The sequence below is a fragment of the Chryseobacterium sp. POL2 genome, from assembly GCF_011058315.1.
Lineage (GTDB): Bacteria > Bacteroidota > Bacteroidia > Flavobacteriales > Weeksellaceae > Soonwooa.
The window spans coordinates 2,188,425-2,206,218 of record NZ_CP049298.1 but is presented as its reverse complement, the minus strand read 5'-3'; the positions used below and the strand labels follow the sequence as shown (position 1 = coordinate 2,206,218).

The 17,794-nt window shown below is 34.0% G+C and carries 17 protein-coding genes and 1 tRNA gene; 12 read left to right on the top strand and 6 right to left on the bottom strand.

Features of this window, described 5'->3' with window-relative positions; genetic code table 11:
• The first annotated feature begins 25 nt into the window (after positions 1 to 25).
• On the top strand, positions 26 to 853 hold the full coding sequence (locus tag G6R40_RS10300) for a class I SAM-dependent methyltransferase (RefSeq protein ID WP_165134936.1): 828 nt from the start codon (positions 26 to 28) through the stop codon (positions 851 to 853).
• Positions 854 to 1,066: 213 nt separating this feature from the next.
• Here the strand turns inward: G6R40_RS10300 and G6R40_RS10295 are convergent, their stop codons facing one another.
• A complete protein-coding gene (locus G6R40_RS10295) occupies positions 1,067 to 2,257 on the bottom strand; it encodes a phosphoglycerate kinase (RefSeq protein WP_165134934.1) in 1,191 nt (396 codons plus the stop codon).
• Between the two features lie 623 nt (positions 2,258 to 2,880).
• Between G6R40_RS10295 and rpiB the strand changes: the two genes are divergently transcribed.
• The 5 genes from rpiB (at position 2,881) to G6R40_RS10270 (ending at position 7,590) form a co-directional block, all read left to right on the top strand.
• Entirely contained in the window at positions 2,881 to 3,312 is a 432-nt protein-coding gene (gene rpiB, locus G6R40_RS10290) for a ribose 5-phosphate isomerase B (RefSeq protein ID WP_165134932.1), read from the top strand.
• A gap of 54 nt (positions 3,313 to 3,366) precedes the next feature.
• Complete coding sequence (gene rnr, locus G6R40_RS10285) at positions 3,367 to 5,514, top strand: ribonuclease R (RefSeq protein WP_165134930.1); 2,148 nt, start codon at positions 3,367 to 3,369, stop codon at positions 5,512 to 5,514.
• A gap of 84 nt (positions 5,515 to 5,598) precedes the next feature.
• Positions 5,599 to 6,282 carry a LysE family translocator gene (locus G6R40_RS10280; protein ID WP_165134928.1) on the top strand — a complete coding sequence of 228 codons (684 nt, stop codon included), beginning with the start codon at positions 5,599 to 5,601 and terminating at the stop codon, positions 6,280 to 6,282.
• Positions 6,282 to 7,217, top strand: a complete 936-nt coding sequence (locus tag G6R40_RS10275; RefSeq protein ID WP_165134926.1) for an LD-carboxypeptidase — start codon at positions 6,282 to 6,284, stop codon at positions 7,215 to 7,217. The genes G6R40_RS10280 and G6R40_RS10275 overlap by 1 nt, the downstream gene beginning before the upstream one ends.
• Before the next feature lie 4 nt (positions 7,218 to 7,221).
• Positions 7,222 to 7,590, top strand: coding sequence for a YraN family protein (locus G6R40_RS10270; protein ID WP_165134923.1), 369 nt, complete (start codon positions 7,222 to 7,224; stop codon positions 7,588 to 7,590).
• Positions 7,591 to 7,666: 76 nt separating this feature from the next.
• Here the strand turns inward: G6R40_RS10270 and G6R40_RS10265 are convergent, their stop codons facing one another.
• A complete protein-coding gene (locus tag G6R40_RS10265) occupies positions 7,667 to 8,173 on the bottom strand; it encodes a superoxide dismutase family protein (RefSeq protein ID WP_165134920.1) in 507 nt (168 codons plus the stop codon).
• A gap of 396 nt (positions 8,174 to 8,569) precedes the next feature.
• Here G6R40_RS10265 and G6R40_RS10260 point away from each other — a divergent pair, with 396 nt between their 5' ends.
• The 3 genes from G6R40_RS10260 (at position 8,570) to G6R40_RS10250 (ending at position 11,980) form a co-directional block, all read left to right on the top strand.
• A complete protein-coding gene (locus G6R40_RS10260) occupies positions 8,570 to 9,214 on the top strand; it encodes a hypothetical protein (protein WP_165134917.1) in 645 nt (214 codons plus the stop codon).
• 94 nt (positions 9,215 to 9,308) lie between these two features.
• Positions 9,309 to 11,429, top strand: a complete 2,121-nt coding sequence (locus tag G6R40_RS10255; protein ID WP_165134913.1) for a prolyl oligopeptidase family serine peptidase — start codon at positions 9,309 to 9,311, stop codon at positions 11,427 to 11,429.
• A 119-nt stretch (positions 11,430 to 11,548) separates the two neighbouring features.
• On the top strand, positions 11,549 to 11,980 hold the full coding sequence (locus G6R40_RS10250; RefSeq protein ID WP_165134910.1) for a hypothetical protein: 432 nt from the start codon (positions 11,549 to 11,551) through the stop codon (positions 11,978 to 11,980).
• Positions 11,981 to 12,001: 21 nt separating this feature from the next.
• On the opposite strand, the gene G6R40_RS10245 is transcribed toward G6R40_RS10250, so the two are convergent.
• The 3 genes from G6R40_RS10245 to G6R40_RS10235 form a co-directional block, all read right to left on the bottom strand.
• On the bottom strand, positions 12,002 to 12,472 hold the full coding sequence (locus G6R40_RS10245; RefSeq protein ID WP_165134907.1) for a YdeI/OmpD-associated family protein: 471 nt from the start codon (positions 12,470 to 12,472) through the stop codon (positions 12,002 to 12,004).
• A gap of 2 nt (positions 12,473 to 12,474) precedes the next feature.
• On the bottom strand, positions 12,475 to 13,248 hold the full coding sequence (locus G6R40_RS10240; RefSeq protein ID WP_165134904.1) for a hypothetical protein: 774 nt from the start codon (positions 13,246 to 13,248) through the stop codon (positions 12,475 to 12,477).
• 73 nt (positions 13,249 to 13,321) lie between these two features.
• Complete coding sequence (locus tag G6R40_RS10235) at positions 13,322 to 14,863, bottom strand: glycine--tRNA ligase (RefSeq protein WP_165134901.1); 1,542 nt, start codon at positions 14,861 to 14,863, stop codon at positions 13,322 to 13,324.
• 409 nt (positions 14,864 to 15,272) lie between these two features.
• Between G6R40_RS10235 and G6R40_RS10230 the strand changes: the two genes are divergently transcribed.
• Complete coding sequence (locus G6R40_RS10230; RefSeq protein WP_165134898.1) at positions 15,273 to 15,974, top strand: pseudouridine synthase; 702 nt, start codon at positions 15,273 to 15,275, stop codon at positions 15,972 to 15,974.
• 71 nt (positions 15,975 to 16,045) lie between these two features.
• Positions 16,046 to 17,083, top strand: a complete 1,038-nt coding sequence (locus G6R40_RS10225) for a quinone-dependent dihydroorotate dehydrogenase (RefSeq protein WP_165134895.1) — start codon at positions 16,046 to 16,048, stop codon at positions 17,081 to 17,083.
• Between the two features lie 105 nt (positions 17,084 to 17,188).
• On the opposite strand, the gene G6R40_RS10220 is transcribed toward G6R40_RS10225, so the two are convergent.
• Positions 17,189 to 17,262 (bottom strand) — tRNA-Asn (locus tag G6R40_RS10220).
• A 246-nt stretch (positions 17,263 to 17,508) separates the two neighbouring features.
• Here G6R40_RS10220 and G6R40_RS10215 point away from each other — a divergent pair.
• Positions 17,509 to 17,739, top strand: a complete 231-nt coding sequence (locus tag G6R40_RS10215) for a putative signal transducing protein (protein ID WP_165134892.1) — start codon at positions 17,509 to 17,511, stop codon at positions 17,737 to 17,739.
• The last annotated feature ends 55 nt before the right edge of the window (positions 17,740 to 17,794 follow it).

Sequence of the window (17,794 nt, the reverse complement as noted above, 5' to 3'; positions counted from 1 at the left end):
AAAGCATTAAAATTAATATCATCAAATGAAAATAAAAGATCATTTTCTAAGCCAAGAAATTTTTGAATTAGAAGAAACTAAAACCAAAGGGGTTTGGAAAACCTACCCTATTCCGGCGAATCTTTCAAAATATTATGAAAGCAAAGACTATATTTCGCACCATCAAGATTCTGGAAGTGCTAAAGAGAAATTATATAAATTTCTGCAAGGATTTAATCTTTCTTACAAGAAAAATATCATAAAAACTTATGCAAATAATAATTCGAAAATAAAAATATTGGATTATGGTTGCGGCGCAGGAGAATTTTTAAAATATATCGAAAATGATTTTGAAACTTTTGGATTTGAGCCCAATCAAGATGCAAGAAATGCTGCTAAATCTAAAACTTCAAAAACGAAGATAATTTCAAATCTTGATGAAGTAGAAGATGAATCTTTTGATGCAATAACACTTTGGCATGTTTTCGAGCACGTGGAAAATCAAGAAGAAATGCTTTCTTTATTTTATCAAAAATTGAAAGCGAAAGGTAAATTAATAATTGCTGTTCCCAATCCTACTTCTTACGATGCTAAATATTATAAAGAATATTGGGCCGCTTATGATGTACCGAGACACATTTATCATTTTTCAAAAAATGGAATGGAAAATTTAATTTCTGAAAATAAAAAATGGGATCTTCTAAAAATAAAACCGCTCCTACTCGATTCGTTTTATATTTCAATGTTGAGCGAAAAATATAAAAATTCTAAGCTTTTTTGGCTCAAAGCAACAATTCGTGGAGCAATTTCTAACATAAAGGCATCTTTTTCGTGCGAATTTTCAAGTTTGATATATATTATTAGAAAAAATTAGAAAATGGATTTTTAAACCATTTATGAAAGTCAATTTTCGGACAAATTGTTATTTTTTTGTGGAAAACCTATTATTTTTAAAATTTAGAATAAAAAAATAAAATTAAACTAAGTCCTTGAGAATCGAATAAAAAATTTATCAAGACATTTGTAAAATCTAAGACATAAAAAAACCGACAACATTTTGTCGGTTTTTATTTTTGAAACTTAATATTTAATTATTGATTGCTGCTACACCAGGAAGTTCAAGACCTTCCAGACTTTCTAACATCGCACCTCCTCCAGTCGATACATAACTTACTTTGTCAGCATAACCAAATTGTTTAACAAAAGCAACACTATCGCCACCGCCAACTAATGAGAAAGCACCAAGTTTTGTAGCTTCTTCAATACTATCACCTAAAGCTATAGTTCCAGCAGCAAATTTTGACATTTCAAAAACACCAATTGGTCCATTCCAAAGAATTGTACGTGAATTCAAAATAACATCGTTAATTTTGGAGCGAGATTCTGGTCCTGCGTCCAGCCCCATCCATCCTTCCGGAATGTCATGGACATTTACAATTTCTGTATTGGCATCGTTATTAAAAGCATCTGCAATCACAACATCACTAGGGAGATATACGTCCACTTTATTTTGTTTTGCTTTTTCCAAAATTTCTAAAGCCAGTTGTAGCTTATCATCTTCTACAAGAGAGTTTCCGATATTTCCACCTAAAGCTTTAATGAAAGTAAATGCCATTCCGCCTCCAATGATAAGATTGTCAATTGCTGGTAAAATATTTTCTATTATTGTAATTTTTGTTGAAACTTTTGATCCTCCAAGAATTGCTGTTATTGGTTTTTGTCCAGATTTAAGAACTTTATCAATTGCCTCTAATTCTTTCGCCATTAACAAGCCGAAAAATTTAGTTGAGTGAAAAAATTTAGCTATTACTGCCGTAGAAGCATGTGCTCTATGTGCTGTGCCAAAGGCATCATTAACATAAGCATCTGCCAATTTTGATAATTGTTCTGCAAATGCCTCGTCTCCTTTTTCTTCTTCGCTATGGAATCTTAGATTTTCTAATAACAAAATTTCTCCTGGTTGCAAGGCTTTTGCAGCTGCTTCTGCTTTTTCGCCAATAGATTCATCTACAAACTTTACCTCTTTACCTAGCACTTTAGAAACTTCTGATACAATATGTTTCAAAGAATATTTCTCGTTAACTTCTCCTTTTGGGCGACCTAGGTGTGTCATCAAAATAACAGAACCGCCATCCGCTAATATTTTGTCTACAGTTGGCTTAACTGCTACAATTCTTGTATTGTCTGTTACATTAAGATGGTCATCTTGCGGAACATTAAAATCTACACGTACCAAGGCTTTTTTGCCATTGAAATCGAAATCTCTAATTGTTTTCATTCGTATTTATTAAATTATTTCTTTTTGGTTTAATATTTGAAAGACTAGTTTCAACGATTACAAATTTAAGATTTCTCTGATTCAAAAAAAGAACTTTCGGCATAAAAGATTCCACATCGTTACAACATTTACTATTCTATATTTTTAATTTTATAAAAAAGAAATATTGTTACTGTATATTGTAGTTGTGAGTTTTGTGGAAAAATAAAATTGATTTTTTTGATAACATTTAATTTAAACTCAATTCATATTCTGTTAACAAATATTAATATTGATTTTCAATTAATTATATCACTTATCCACAATTGTCAATAAATCTTAATTTTATTAAAATCTGAAATCTTTTATGGGGAAAATGCAAGGATGAGCCTGCAAAAAGTTTTTTTAAAATGAAGATTGTTTTTTGAACTTAATTGTGCAATACAAATAAAACTTGAAAGTATAAAGCACATTTTGAAACGAGTTTTCCACAAGACTTTTCCGCTTTATCCACAGGTTTTGTCTAGAGATATTAACAAAGTATTAATTTATAATCTTTAATTCTTCTATTCTTTATTAAATACAATTATCCGTAACTAGAATAATCTTAAATTTGTACAAATCTAATCTTAAAAAAGTACATCATGAAAAAAATAGCTATCGCAGCCGATCACGCAGGTTTTGAATATAAAGAGTTGATAAAAAATTACCTTGCCGATCGATACGAAATAAAAGATTTCGGTACATTTTCTGCTGACAGTGTAGATTATCCAGATTTTGTACACCCAGCGGCTTCTTCTGTAGAAAGTGGAGAAACCGAATTCGGTATTCTTATTTGTGGTAGCGGTCAAGGCGTACAGATTACAGCAAACAAACATCAGCAAATCCGTTGTGCGCTATGTTGGATGCCAGAATTAGCCTCGCTATCAAGACAACACAATAATGCCAATATGCTAGCCTTACCAGCTAGATTTATTGCTAAGGAACTCGCTTTCGATATTGTTGACAAATTTCTCACAACAGATTTCGAAGGAGGACGACACCAGAACAGAGTTAGCAAAATAGCTTGCTCTTAATAGAAAAACCTTAGTATTTACCATAAATATTAAGGTTTATTAATTTTTAAACCTATGAAAAAAAGAAATACAAGTCTTAAAAACGATCAGAAACTTCTCGAATTGGGAAGAATTATTCTTCGTTTTATGAATGAAAATACCAACAAAATTTATAATTATATACAGATTGCAAATGGTATTGATTATAAAAATCCAAGACAACGCGAATTAGTCATTCAGGCTTTACATCGCTTATTGGCAAGTGAAAAAATAAAAGAAGTAGAAAAAGGGAAATATATTATCAACCTCAAGATTGATGGTACTTTAACAGGTATTATAGACTTTAACCAATCCGGAAATGCTTACGTCAAAGTTGATGGTTTGGAAGATGATATTTTTATTCATCAAAAAAATGTAAAAGACGCTTTGCAAGGTGATAAAGTTCTCATTGTAACTTATCATTTTAAAGGAAAAAAATTAGAAGGTTCTGTTATCAATGTTTTAGAAAGAGCCAAAGATACTTTTGTAGGAACTTTCCAGGATATTCCTCATAAGGATTTTGGATTCGTAGTCTTTGATAAAAAGAATATGAATACCGATATGTTTATTCCAAAAAATAAAGCTAATGAAGCTAAAGACGGTGATAAAGTCATCGTTAAAATGATTAAATGGGATGCCGGAAGCAAAAATCCGGAAGGCGAAATTATTCAGGTTTTAGGAAAACCAGGAGAACACGAAACCGAAATTCATGCGATATTGGCTGAATATGGTTTGCCTTACAATTTTCCGCCAGAAGTTGAAAAAGAAGCCGATGAGATTGACACCAGTATACGCCCAGAAGAAGTTGCAAAACGTTGGGATATGCGCGATATCTGCACATTTACGATTGATCCGAAAGATGCAAAAGATTTTGATGATGCATTATCGATTCAAAAATTAGAAAATGGAAATTGGCAAATTGGCGTTCATATTGCCGACGTATCACATTATGTACGCCCCGGAACTTTGTTGGATGACGAAGCTTACGACCGTGCTACCTCTGTCTATTTGGTAGATCGTGTTGTGCCAATGTTACCCGAAGTGCTGAGTAACGGTGTTTGTTCTCTTCGCCCGAATGAAGATAAATATACCTTTTCTGCCGTTTTCGAAATGGATGACAATGCGAAAGTTAAAAAACAATGGTTTGGTCGTACCGTGACGCATTCCGATAGACGATTCACTTATGAAGAAGCGCAAGAGCGTATCGAAACCAAAGAAGGCGATTATCAAGTAGAAATTAATAAACTTGATGAATTAGCAAAAATTCTTCGTGATGAAAGAATTGATAACGGAGCAATTACTTTTGACAGAAGTGAAGTAAGATTTAACCTTGATTCTGAAGGCAATCCAATAGGTGTTTATTTTAAAATTAGCAAAGATTCTAATCATTTGATAGAAGAATTTATGCTACTTGCCAATAGAAAAGTGTCCGAATTTATTTCTTTAAATAAAAGAAATGAAGCTTCTCATAATACCTTTATTTATCGTGTTCACGAAGATCCAGATCCAACAAAACTAAATGCGCTACGCGATTTTGTTGGTAGTTTTGGGTACAAAATGAATTTAGCAAATGCAAAAACCACTACCCAATCTATGAACAAACTTCTGCAAGAAGTTAAAGGTAAAGCGGAAGAAAATATGATAGAAACCTTAGCCATGCGAAGCATGAGCAAAGCTAAATACACCACAGAAAGTCTTGGACATTATGGTTTAGGCTTCGAGTATTATTCGCATTTTACATCGCCTATTAGACGTTATCCAGATGTTATTGCACACAGATTATTGCAACATTATCTAGATGGGGGAAAGTCTGTTGATGTCCATGAAGTCGAAGAAAAAGCGAAACATTGTAGCGCGATGGAGCGTCTTGCAGCTGATGCCGAAAGAGATTCTATCAAGTATATGCAGGTCAAATTTATGGAGAAACATGTTGGAGAATATTTCAATGGTGTTATTTCCGGAGTTTCGGATTTTGGATTCTGGGTAGAAATTCCAGAAAATGGTGCCGAAGGTATGATAAAACTTCGCGATCTAATCGACGATTCCTATAGTTTTGACGCAAAAAATTATGCTATAGTGGGTCGAAGAACTGGCAACACTTACCAGTTGGGTGACCAAGTTAAGATAAAAGTCATGAAAGCTAATTTGTTAGCTAAACAGTTGGATTTCAAGATTATCAACTAGATCTAAAATAAAGAATTTTTAGTAAAGCTTAATTTAATCTAAGGTTTATTAAAAATTCTTTTTCTTTGCAAGATACTATAAGCTATGTTAGAACTTATTTTATATGCAATTTTACTAGGATTAATGCTAAGTTTGGTCTTTATCGGGCCTATCTTTTTTCTATTAATAGAAACGAGTTTTTCGCGAGGACCTAGACATGCATTGGCATTAGATTTTGGAGTTATTACAGCAGATTTACTCTGTATTGTTGCGGCTTATTATGCCAGCGCAGACTTGGTAGAACTTATTGATAAACATCCCTCCTTTTATCGAGTCTCCGCACTTTTGATATTTATTTATGGATGTATTATGGTTGTTTCTAGAACCAAAATGCACATCAGAGGTGAAGAGAAACTCATAGGTCGTAACTATTTAAAAACCTTTGCTAATGGGTTTTTATTAAATTTACTAAATGTTGGTGTCATTCTGTTTTGGTTGGTAACTGTTGTTTCGGTTCGTAATCAATATCCTGATACTGACCGTTTTATCCTGTATATTAGCATTGTAATTTTAACTTATTTGGGAATAGATTTGGCTAAAATTTTTCTCGCAAAACAGTTCCATGATAGGTTAACAGAAAAAGTAGCAAATGCCATCCGAAAAGGTGTTGGCGTTATTTTAGTAATTTTCAGTTTCTTTATATTCTTACAAAGTTTTAAAAAATTTAATCAATTTGATAAAAAATTGGAAGAAGCCGAAAAAACGGAAGCCAAATACAAAAGCAAATAATGAAATCAATTATTTTTCCTAAAAGTTTAAAAAAAGGAGATAAAATTGCCATAATCTCGCCAGCTGGTTCGGTCGAGAAAGAACAATTGCAATCCACATTGGATCTTATAATTTCCAAAGGCTATCAACCTGTTTTAGGGAAAAACACACTTAAAAATCACCAAGATGGATACACTTATGCCGGTACCGAAAAACAACGTATCGACGATCTTAATTGGGCTTTCAACGATCCTGATATCAAAGCCATCTGGGCAACCCGCGGCGGTTATGGATGTCAACATCTTGTAGAACATCTTCAACTTAATCGTTTCAAAAAAAATCCGAAATGGTACATAGGTTATTCTGATAATACGGTGATACAAAGCTTTTTAATGAAAAAAGGATTTGTAAGCATCCATGGACAAACTTTGAAAACCTCTTCTTTTGGCGTAACCAAAGAAAGCTATGATTTGATATTTGATGTCTTAAAAGGAAAATCGCTTAATTATACTTTAGAAGCTAATAAATTCAATAAAAAAGGAAAAACTAAAGGTCAATTAATAGGCGGAAATTTGGCGTTGATTTATGCACTTTTAGGGACTAAATATTCTTTCGATTTTAAAGATAAAATTTTGTTTATCGAAGACATTGGAGAAAATTTTTATGCGCTCGACCGCATGTTAATGAGCCTCGAATTGGCTGGCGTATTTAAAAAAATAAATGGACTTATCGTGGGAGGAATGACCAATATGGGCAACGAAACCGATAACAAAGCTTATGAAGAAGCTTTTGATCCTTTTGCTTTACATTTGATAGAACATCGTCTGAAAGCTTATAATTTCCCAGTTTTATATAAATTTCCGAATGGTCATATTCGTGATAATCGACCTTTAATCATCGGTGCTGAAGTGTCCTTAAAAGTTGGAAAATCTTCTGAGGTTAATTTTAAATTCTAAAAAAATGGCCGAACATAATGATTTTGGAAAACAGGCTGAAGATGCTGCTTGTAAGTTTTTAGAATCCTATCATTATGAAATTCTGGAACGCAATTTTCGTTTTCTAAAAGCGGAGATTGACATTATTGCGAAACACAAAAATACTTTGATAATAGTTGAGGTAAAGGCCAGAGCCGACAATCATTTCATTAATCCCGAAGATGCGGTTAACAAAAAGAAAATGAAACTTCTGATAATGGCTGCCGACGAATATTCTCAAAGTATAAAGCAAGATTTAGAAGTAAGATTTGATATTATTTCTGTTTTAAAAACAAAAGAAAATAAACTCCAAATACAACATATTCCAGATGCTTTCCAAAGTCACGAAGTATGATTGTTTTACATAGAAATATGATAAACAAATAGATTTAGTGTCTATTATCTATTTGTCTATCATCTCAAAATCTCGTTTATTTTATCTCAACACAACCTACTCTACCACCAGCATTTCCGGTCGGTTGCGTGTGGAAGTCGTCTTTATCAGCATGGATAATTATGGATTTCCCAATAATATTTTTGCTATCGTCGCTACAACCAATACACCATTTATCCGTTTTGAATACCAATTGCGCCGTTCCGTTATCATCTGCTTTTAAGTTGCCAATATCACCCATGTGGAAATGTTCGGATTCCCATTTACCATGGTCATTTCCTGCAGGATTCCAGTGTCCGCCAGCAGAACTTCCATCGGTTGCTGAGCAATCACCTTTCTCATGAATGTGTATGGCATGTTCTCCAGGCTTCAATTTGTATGCATTTACAGTCATTGTAACCTCTTTTCCAGATTGTGAAAAATCTATATATCCTTGCGTAAAAGTTCCACTTTTTGAGTGAATTGTGTAATGTTTTTTTTGTGAGGAACATGATGTTATAGCAAGTCCAACTCCTAAAAAAACAAGTAAAAGCATTTGTTTCATAATATTATTTTTTGTGTTATTAAAATAGAAAAGATATTATGAATTTACAAAAATTAAGCCATTTGATTGTATTTTCCTTAATTTAAAAAAATTACCATTCAGGAATGTTTTTTTACCTCTCAGGTTAAAATAGTTTACTGTAGAATTTATAGCAATTACTTTTGAAGCAGAATTTACTCACAAAGCATGTTGGTTTTATAAAATATTATACCAATCTCCAAACAAGGGATATGGACGACATTAGTCCGAGTTTGGAATCTAATGTTGGCAATACTGATATGAGATTAAAATCTAATTTCTCTTTTCATACACTATCCTATTGGGAAAATACAAATTGGATTTTGAGTACTTCTTACATTTTTAATTCATTAATTCAAACCATAAAAAAATAAGGATATGAAAAATTTAATCTTAACAGCAATTCTTCTATTTGTAAGTTTTACAGCATTTGCACAATCGGCTTATGACAAAATAATGGCTGAAAAAATTTCAAAAATAGAAACACACATGACAACAGATGATTTCACAGCACTTGCGAATGATTTTGACAGGATTGGTACAAAAGAGGTCAAACAATGGCAACCCTACTATTTCGCAGCTTTTTCTACAATCCAGAAAGGAAGATTACTAATGCGCGAAAACAACTTGTCAGAACTTGATGTTATTGCAAGCCAAGCGGATAAATATATTACAAAAGCCGAAGAATTAAGTCCTAACAATGCGGAAATCTATATCCTAAAAAAGATGTCGGCAAGTCTTAAAATGATGGTGGATCCGATGTCTCGTTTTATGACTTTCGGGCAAGAAGCACAACAACATTTAGCCAAAGCAAAATCTTTGGACGCTGAAAATCCTAGAATAACATTACTAGAAGCCGAAGACACTTACTTCACACCAGAGCAATTTGGAGGAAGCAAAACAAAAGGAATAGAACTCTTCAAAAAAGCATTGTCGCAATTCGGGACTTATAAACCAAAAACAAATCTTGATCCTAATTGGGGACGAGCAGAAGCTGAATATTTTATAAATCAAGCTAAATAATTAAACATAATTTCTCATAAACTAAATCTTTCGGTTAACTGAAAGATTTTTTTATTTTGAAACTTTCTGTATTTTTGAGATAAATATATTTTTTATGAAGTTAGGATTTACAATTCTTAGTGTTAGCCTATTGTTTTTCACTAATAGTTACGCTCAAAAAATGAAATCAAATTCTTATCCCAAAGCAGAAAAGGGAAACCAAGTGGATAGCTATTTTGGAACTCAGGTAGCCGATCCTTACCGCGATCTTGAAAATGATTCTAAAGCGACACAAAAATGGGTTGACGACGAAGTGGCCTATTCGCAAAATTATCTTTCCAAAATTCCTTACCGAGATGAGATTAAAGAACAACTAAAACACATTTGGAATTACGAAAAAATCTCAGCGCCTTTCAAAGAAGGAGAATATACGTATTTCTATAAAAATGATGGTTTGCAAGCACAATCAGTTTTGTATCGTAACAGCAAGAGATTAAGAAAAGCTGAAGTTTTTTTGGATCCCAACAAATTTTCAGAAAAAGGAACAACGTCTTTATCCAATATTTCGTTTAATAAAAAAGGAAATTTAGCAGCATATTCTATTTCGGAAGGTGGCAGCGATTGGAACAAAATTATCATCATCGATGCCATTACAAAACAACAAATCGATGAAACGCTGGTAGATGTTAAATTCAGTGGAATTGCGTGGCAAGGTGATGAAGGCTTCTACTACTCTAGTTATGACAAGCCAAAAGAAGGAACTGTGCTTTCTGGGATGACAGATAAACACAAAGTATATTTTCACAAATTAGGAACCAAACAATCTGAGGATCAATTAATTTTTGGAGGCGAAAAAACGCCGAGAAGATACCTTAGCGCTTATTTAACCGAAGATGAAAAATACCTCGTTATTTCAGCTGCAAATGCTACTAATGGTAACGAACTTTATATTAAAGATTTACAGAAAGGCGGCGATTTTGTTCAGATTGTAAAAGGTTTTGATATCAACGCCAATGTTGTGGATAATAACGGAGAAGATCTGTTTATACACACCGATAAGAACGCACCGAATGGCCGATTGGTAAAAGCCAGTATGACGAATCCTGCTCCAGAAAAATGGACGGACGTTATCCCGGAAACAGAAAATGTTTTGGGAGTTACTACAGGTGGTGGTTTCTTCTTTGCCACCTACATGATCGATGCAGTTGACCAAGTGAAACAATATGATAAAACAGGAAAACTCATCAGAAATATAGAACTTCCAGGCAAAGGAAATGTTACAGGTTTTGGAGGTAAAAGGACTGATCTGGATGTCTATTTCACGTTTACAAATTATATTACGCCTTCCAGCGTTTATCGTTACAATATCGCAGCGGGAACAATGCGTCAAACGCAAAGACCAATCGTTGATTTTCAGTCAGAAAATTTTGTTTCAGAGCAAGTGTTTTTCACTTCAAAAGATGGAACCAAAATCCCAATGATTATCAATTATAAAAAAGGATTGAAAATGGATGGTAAAAATCCAAGTATTCTTTATTCTTATGGCGGATTCAATGTTAGTTTGCAACCTTATTTTTCTGTAGTTAATGCGATCTGGATGGAAAATGGTGGTATCTACGCTGTACCCAATATCCGAGGCGGTGGAGAATACGGAAAAAAATGGCATGATGCAGGAACCAAGCAACAAAAGAAAAACGTATTTGACGACTTTATAGCTGCGGGAGAATATCTACAATCCAAAGGCTACACTTCGAAGAATTATATGGCACTTTCTGGCCGTTCTAACGGTGGACTGCTTGTTGGTGCGACGATGACAATGCGTCCCGACTTGGCGAAAGTGGCTTTCCCAGGCGTTGGTGTGTTGGATATGTTGCGTTATAACAAATTTACAGCAGGAGCAGGATGGTCTTATGACTACGGAACTGCGGAAGATTCTAAAGAAATGTTTGAGTATTTAAAATCTTATTCGCCTGTACATAATGTTAAAAAAGGTGTGTGCTATCCATCAACAATGATTATCACAAGTGATCATGATGACCGCGTTGTGCCAGCACATTCTTTCAAATTCGGGGCAGAATTGCAGGAAAAACAATCTTGTAAAAATCCTATTTTATTAAGAATAGAAAAAAATGCAGGACATGGCGCAGGACGTTCTACAGATCAAGTAATTGGTGAAAATGCTGATTTGATGTCGTTTGCACTTTTTGAAATGGGTATCAAATCTTTAAAAAAATAAATTATTCTGAAATTCCTCGATTATTCTTCGGGGAATTTTATTTTGGATAGTTTTTTGCATCCTATTTTTTAGCTTTATAATGTTTTTAAACTTAAATTTATAGTAAATAAAGAATCTATATGAAAACAAAATTTGTAATTGCCAGTCTTCTGGTTGGCTTCATAAGTTTTTCTTGTGACAAGAAAGAAAGCGGAAACAAATCTGTAATAAGTACGTCCACCGAAACAATAATGACTGATGACAACGGAAAAGTGGATAGCATAACCACATCGTCAACACAAAGCAACATCAATGGAGAACAAGCTACAGAAACTTCTATACCGTACAAAGGATTAGACGGGACGCGTGCCACTGCGACTTTCTCGAATGACAAAAAAGGGAAAACCATCTTCATCCAATCGGCTAATAACCAGAAATACCAATTGGATTTTAAAGCTAAAACCGCGGACGGTGAGCATTACGAAAGAAATGGTGTATCAGCCTATACTACGCCAGACTCTTTAATTATAAAACAAGGAGATATAGAAATTCCTTTGGTAAAAGTTAAGTAAATTATAAAGGGACTTGACACATCAAATCCCTTTTTTTCCGTCCAAAATCATTTCTATCATTTTGACTTTTCGGCGCTCTCTGGTTTCTTCTTTTTTTGCATCTTCTATCCAACGCATATACTCTTTTCGGTGTGTGTAGGCCATTGCAGTATACAATTCTTTAGCCTTGGGATGTTCATCAAACAAGATTTTAACGTCATCCGGAACAATGACTATTCGTTCTTCTGTGTCTTTCCAAAGTTTGACATCAACTAGGTTTCCAAAGGATTTTCCGAGTTGTTTTCTTGTAGCTTGTGTCAGAATAAGACAATGGCCTTTTCCCATGTTGGCTAGACTTCCAAGATATTCTACAGAATCATCAAAAAGGACTTTTATCTTGATTTGCCCTTTGGTACCAAACAAATCTTCGGTATCAAAAGGAAATTTAACAAAAGCTGCATTCATGTTTTCGTGTTGCTGAATTTCGGCTTGGAAATGTATAATGTTCGACATTTTTAATTTTTATAAAAATAATCCTTAATATTTGTTGTCGATTCGCCATTGCTGTTAAGACCTTTGGTTGTCTGCTTATCTGGAAAATTTTTCGAGTTATAGACATAGCTAGAGTTGGTTGTAATAGAGTTAGTTGTAGTTCCTCCGTTGCTAGTATGCGTCGTTGTCATTGTTGTTTTTATAATATTATTTTTCCCGTAATTTGAATCTAATAAATTGATTTTATTAAAAGATTTGATGTTGACAAAAGGATTTTGTTTGGTATCATATTCATAAATATTTTCATAGGTTGAGGTGACATCATTGTTTTTTAAGATGTTAACAGTTTTCGTCAAATTCCCATTGGTATAAAAACATTCTCCCGTTTCTGATTCTGGATTTTGTACATCAACTTTGGTATATTTTAGATGGTTTTCCGTGATCCATTCATACAAATAAATGATTTTGTCCCCATTTTCGTAAGTGATGGTTTCTGTAGAAACTATATTATTGGCGTATTTGTAATCTAGCGTTTCTACAACTTTGTTGTTTTGGAAGATGCTCACTTTTACGATATTTCCCGCGTCGTAGGTGAAAATTTTTGTTCCTGTAGAATTGCTAATTTCGCTAAGTTCAGAAGTGTTTTTATATGTAAATGTTTCAGAATTATTATTGTTAAAAACGACTTTCGTTGGTAAAGTGTTTAATATAACTTCATTGTTTAGATTATCATCGTTACTGCTTGAACAAGAGATGAATAAACTTGTAATAAGAAAAGCGCTAATTATTTTTTTCATGTTATTTTTTTAACAAATATATCGTTTTAATACAAAAAAAGACTTCCAATTTGGAAGTCTAAAAATCTTGAATTTATATCTTACTCAAAAGGGTTCTGAAATTCACTTTCTCATCGATGATTCGTCTTAAATCAGTTACCGGAACTCTTACTTGTTCCATGGTGTCTCTGTCTCTTAACGTTACCGTGTTATCTACTAAGGAGTCGTGGTCAACCGTAATACAGAATGGTGTTCCCAATGCGTCATTTCTTCTGTAACGCTTACCAATAGAGTCTTTTTCTTCGTAAATCAAATTGAAATCGTATTTCAAATCATTGAAGATTTTTTCTGCATATTCACCAAGACCGTCTTTCTTCATTAGTGGAAGAATAGCGGCTTTTATTGGTGCAATGGCTGGAGGAAGCGATAAAACTGTTCTTTCTGAACCGTCTTCTAACACTTCGTCTTTTAAACAATGCGAGAAAATTGCCAAGAATAATCTGTCCAAACCAACAGAAGTTTCTACAACGTAAGGAACGTAGCTTTCGTTTCTTTCTGGATCGAAATATTGTAGTTTTTTACCCGAATGTTTTTCGTGAGCCGAAAGGTCAAAATCTGTTCTGGAGTGGATTCCTTCCAATTCTTTAAATCCGAATGGGAATTTAAACTCAATATCTGCAGCAGCATTGGCGTAATGCGCTAACTTTTCGTGGTCGTGGAATTTATAGTTTTCTGCGCCCAAACCTAAAGCCAAATGCCAGTTTAGACGCTTTGTTTTCCATTGTTCATAGAATTCTAATTCTGTTCCTGGTGGAACGAAGAATTGCATTTCCATTTGCTCAAATTCACGCATTCTGAAGATGAATTGTCTTGCAACAATCTCGTTTCTGAAGGCTTTACCAATCTGTGCAATCCCGAAAGGCAATTTATGTCTGGATGTTTTCTGTACGTTCAAATAGTTTACGAAAATTCCTTGTGCCGTTTCTGGTCTTAAATAAAGATCCATTGCAGAATCAGCAGAAGCGCCTAGTTTAGTCCCAAACATCAAGTTGAATTGTCTTACTTCTGTCCAGTTTCTAGAACCAGTGTCTGGATCAGCAATTTCCAATTCCTCAATTAAAGCTTTTACATCTGCTAAGTCGTTGGTTTCCAAAGATCTTGCTAATCTTTTTACAGCAGTATCGGCTTTAGCTCTGTATTCTAAAACGCGAGGATTTGTTTCTTCAAACTGTGCTTTATCAAAAGCATCACCAAATCTTTTCGCTGCTTTTTCAATTTCTTTTTGCGCTTTTTCTTCCAGTTTTGCGGCCCAATCTTCTACCAAAACATCGGCACGGAAACGTTTTTTAGAATCTTTATTATCAATCAACGGATCGTTGAAGGCGTCAACGTGTCCAGAAGCTTTCCAAATGCTTGGATGCATGAAGATGGCAGAATCTATTCCTACGATGTTTTCGTTCAGCTGAACCATCGCTTTCCACCAATATTGTTTGATGTTATTTTTTAGTTCTGCACCGTTTTGTCCATAATCGTAAATTGCGGAAAGTCCGTCGTACACCTCACTAGAAGGGAAAATAAAACCGTATTCTTTAGCGTGGGAAACCACTTTCTTGAAAACATCTTCCTGCTTTGCCATGTCGTAAATATCTATTTACTGCAAAAATAGAGAATTTTAGTTAGATACTTCTAATTTATTTGGAGCCGGGAACCTGCTTTCCGCTATATCTTTTGCTCCGCTTCGCTCCGCAAAAGGATGCCGCTTCAATCAGGGCTATGAGTTTCGACGATTCTAAAAAACAATAGATAAGCTTTAAGTCAATTGGGGCTAAAGATTATGTCAGAAAAGAAAAAGTGTCCTGTTATATTTATCGACCTCAGAATTGCAACCGTTAAAAAATGAAATAGAAATTACGTTAAGAAAATTCTAATGTTTGAGCGCAGCAAGTTTTAAAATTTTTAGGAATTTATATTGAATTTTAGGCTCATATTCCAAGTCTTGATCTTTTGATTCTCGTACCAAGACAAAAGAACAGTATTTTTGCGGAATGTTAGAAATCCTTTATCATGACGAGAACCTAATCGCCATCAACAAACCAAGTGGACTTTTGGTGCACAAATCCTATTACGCTGGCGAAGCCGATGAATATGCCGTGGAAAAATTAACACAGCAAATGGATAGAAAAGTGCATCTTGTTCATCGTTTGGACAGAAAAACATCGGGTGTTTTGTTGTTTACTTTCGATAAGGAAACGCTTAAATTAATGAGCGATCAGTTCATGAACCGCGAGGTGGAGAAAAAATACATCGCCATTCTTCGTGGTTGGACCAAAGAGGAAGAAACCATCGATTATGATTTAACCAACGAAAACCAAATCGTTCAAAATGCAATAACTTACTATCGCCGACTTCAAACTTCTGAAATTGATTTGGCTTTTCTCAAACATCCAACTTCGCGTTATTCTTTGGTGGAAGCAATTCCCGAAACTGGTAGATTTCATCAGTTAAGAAAGCATTTCAAGCATATTTTGCATCCTATTTTGGGTTGCAGAAAACACGGTTGCAACAAGCAGAACAAATTGTGGAGGAATACTTTTGAAATTACCGCAATGCCTTTACATTCGCATCAATTGAATTTTAAACATCCTTATACGCAACAAAATATATCCATTAATGCGAGTTTAAACGTGAATCCTGAGTTCTTGCAAATTGGAGAAATTTTAAGCTTCGATTTAAAAGATTATTTATAAATTTTCAGAAATTACCGTAGATCAATAGAAGCTTTGTTTTAAAATGAGTATTTTTGTAAAACTTTTATCCAATGTACAAAAGTATCATTCGACCTATTCTCTTCAAATTCGATCCCGAAGAAGTTCATCACTTTACATTTTCAATGCTTAAGAACTTTGGTTTTTTAACCAAGATGTTTCTCCCAAAACCTGTTGTAGACAAACGTTTGGAACGGGAAGTTTTTGGTCTGAAATTTAAAAATCCAGTGGGTTTAGCAGCAGGATTTGATAAAAATGCGGTGCTTTTTAATGAATTGGCGGATTTAGGTTTCGGTTTTGTGGAAATTGGGACAGTTACACCCCGAGCGCAAGCGGGAAATCCTAAAAAAAGATTGTTTCGACTGATTGAAGATGGCGGAATTATCAACAGAATGGGCTTTAATAACGATGGATTAGAAGCTGCGATTGAAAAATTGAAATCCAATAAAGGAAAAATTATCATTGGCGGAAATATTGGTAAAAATACCGATACAAAACCCGAAAATTATACCCAAGATTATTTGGATTGTTTCGAAGGACTTCATCCACACGTTGATTATTTTGTGCTGAATGTAAGTTGTCCGAATGTAAGCAGCCATGCGAAATTGGAAGATGTAGGTTATCTGCGAGAACTGATAACGGAAGTGAAGAAAATTAATGTGACAAAAGCGAATCCTAAACCTATTCTTTTGAAAATTGCACCCGATTTGAACGACGGTCAGTTGGATGAAATTATCAATTTGGTCGCTGAAACTAAAATAGAAGGAGTCATTGTTTCGAATACGTCTGTTAACCGAGAAGGTTTAAAAACCACAAAAGAAGTTTTGGATCAAATCGGCAACGGTGGACTTTCCGGAAAACCCATTCGAGAACGTTCTACAAAAATGATTAAATATTTGGCCGACAAAAGCAACCGCGCTTTCCCGATTATTGGCGTAGGCGGAATTCATTCAGCGAAAGATGCGATGGAGAAACTGGATGCTGGAGCTTCTTTGGTGCAGCTTTATACAGGATTTATTTACGAAGGGCCGCAACTCATCAACGATATTAACAACGAACTTTTGAAAAGAGCAAGCCGATTGCCGAGATAAACTTTTACATATCAATCGAATAGATAAAATATGATTTTTTATTTGTTCGATTCTTTTTAATAAAAAAACACCTACAGATGAATGTAGGTGTTTTACTTTTAAAAGCTCCTCCTGCTGGGCTCGAACCAGCGACCCTCTGATTAACAGTCAGATGCTCTAACCAACTGAGCTAAGGAGGAATGTCCTTTGTTTAAAGTGGTGCAAATATAAAGATTAATTTTTATCAAATCAAGCCAGTTAACCTCCAAATATAGAAAAAAATCATTTTTTTGATCAAAATTTCTTTATCTATTTGATTTTGAATTAATAAAAATTTTGAATTATTTCTTAATAATGTTATTTGCTTTGAAACGCTAATCGTCTTTGGCGCGTAATTTCTTCTTAACTTGTGAATTTATTATATTAACGATTGCAAATAGAAAAATATGGAACTCATTACACTTAAAGTTTTCAATACAGAGCCAGAAGCACAAATGATAAAAGCTTTCTTAGAAACTAATGATATCGAATGCTTTGTATTCGGGAATGTGCTTGCGAATACATATAATGTTTTTAATTTGACATCGGGAGGCGTTCAGTTAAAGGTTGCGAAACAACATCTTGAAAAAGCGACAGAACTTCTTAATCAATTTTATAAAAAGGATGATGATAACTAATTTTTGGGGATAATTTCTATTTTAAGCGTCTGATTTAGAATAATTCCTTCAAAAG

What these genes read in the sequence shown, in the direction of transcription:
- G6R40_RS10300 (WP_165134936.1), top strand. Translation starts at nt 26, where the DNA reads ATGAAAATAAAAGATCATTTTCTAAGCCAAGAAATTTTTGAATTAGAA.
- G6R40_RS10295 (WP_165134934.1), bottom strand. Translation starts at nt 2,257, where the DNA reads ATGAAAACAATTAGAGATTTCGATTTCAATGGCAAAAAAGCCTTGGTA.
- rpiB (WP_165134932.1), top strand. Translation starts at nt 2,881, where the DNA reads ATGAAAAAAATAGCTATCGCAGCCGATCACGCAGGTTTTGAATATAAA.
- rnr (WP_165134930.1), top strand. Translation starts at nt 3,367, where the DNA reads ATGAAAAAAAGAAATACAAGTCTTAAAAACGATCAGAAACTTCTCGAA.
- G6R40_RS10280 (WP_165134928.1), top strand. Translation starts at nt 5,599, where the DNA reads ATGTTAGAACTTATTTTATATGCAATTTTACTAGGATTAATGCTAAGT.
- G6R40_RS10275 (WP_165134926.1), top strand. Translation starts at nt 6,282, where the DNA reads ATGAAATCAATTATTTTTCCTAAAAGTTTAAAAAAAGGAGATAAAATT.
- G6R40_RS10270 (WP_165134923.1), top strand. Translation starts at nt 7,222, where the DNA reads ATGGCCGAACATAATGATTTTGGAAAACAGGCTGAAGATGCTGCTTGT.
- G6R40_RS10265 (WP_165134920.1), bottom strand. Translation starts at nt 8,173, where the DNA reads ATGAAACAAATGCTTTTACTTGTTTTTTTAGGAGTTGGACTTGCTATA.
- G6R40_RS10260 (WP_165134917.1), top strand. Translation starts at nt 8,570, where the DNA reads ATGAAAAATTTAATCTTAACAGCAATTCTTCTATTTGTAAGTTTTACA.
- G6R40_RS10255 (WP_165134913.1), top strand. Translation starts at nt 9,309, where the DNA reads ATGAAGTTAGGATTTACAATTCTTAGTGTTAGCCTATTGTTTTTCACT.
- G6R40_RS10250 (WP_165134910.1), top strand. Translation starts at nt 11,549, where the DNA reads ATGAAAACAAAATTTGTAATTGCCAGTCTTCTGGTTGGCTTCATAAGT.
- G6R40_RS10245 (WP_165134907.1), bottom strand. Translation starts at nt 12,472, where the DNA reads ATGTCGAACATTATACATTTCCAAGCCGAAATTCAGCAACACGAAAAC.
- G6R40_RS10240 (WP_165134904.1), bottom strand. Translation starts at nt 13,248, where the DNA reads ATGAAAAAAATAATTAGCGCTTTTCTTATTACAAGTTTATTCATCTCT.
- G6R40_RS10235 (WP_165134901.1), bottom strand. Translation starts at nt 14,863, where the DNA reads ATGGCAAAGCAGGAAGATGTTTTCAAGAAAGTGGTTTCCCACGCTAAA.
- G6R40_RS10230 (WP_165134898.1), top strand. Translation starts at nt 15,273, where the DNA reads ATGTTAGAAATCCTTTATCATGACGAGAACCTAATCGCCATCAACAAA.
- G6R40_RS10225 (WP_165134895.1), top strand. Translation starts at nt 16,046, where the DNA reads ATGTACAAAAGTATCATTCGACCTATTCTCTTCAAATTCGATCCCGAA.
- G6R40_RS10215 (WP_165134892.1), top strand. Translation starts at nt 17,509, where the DNA reads ATGGAACTCATTACACTTAAAGTTTTCAATACAGAGCCAGAAGCACAA.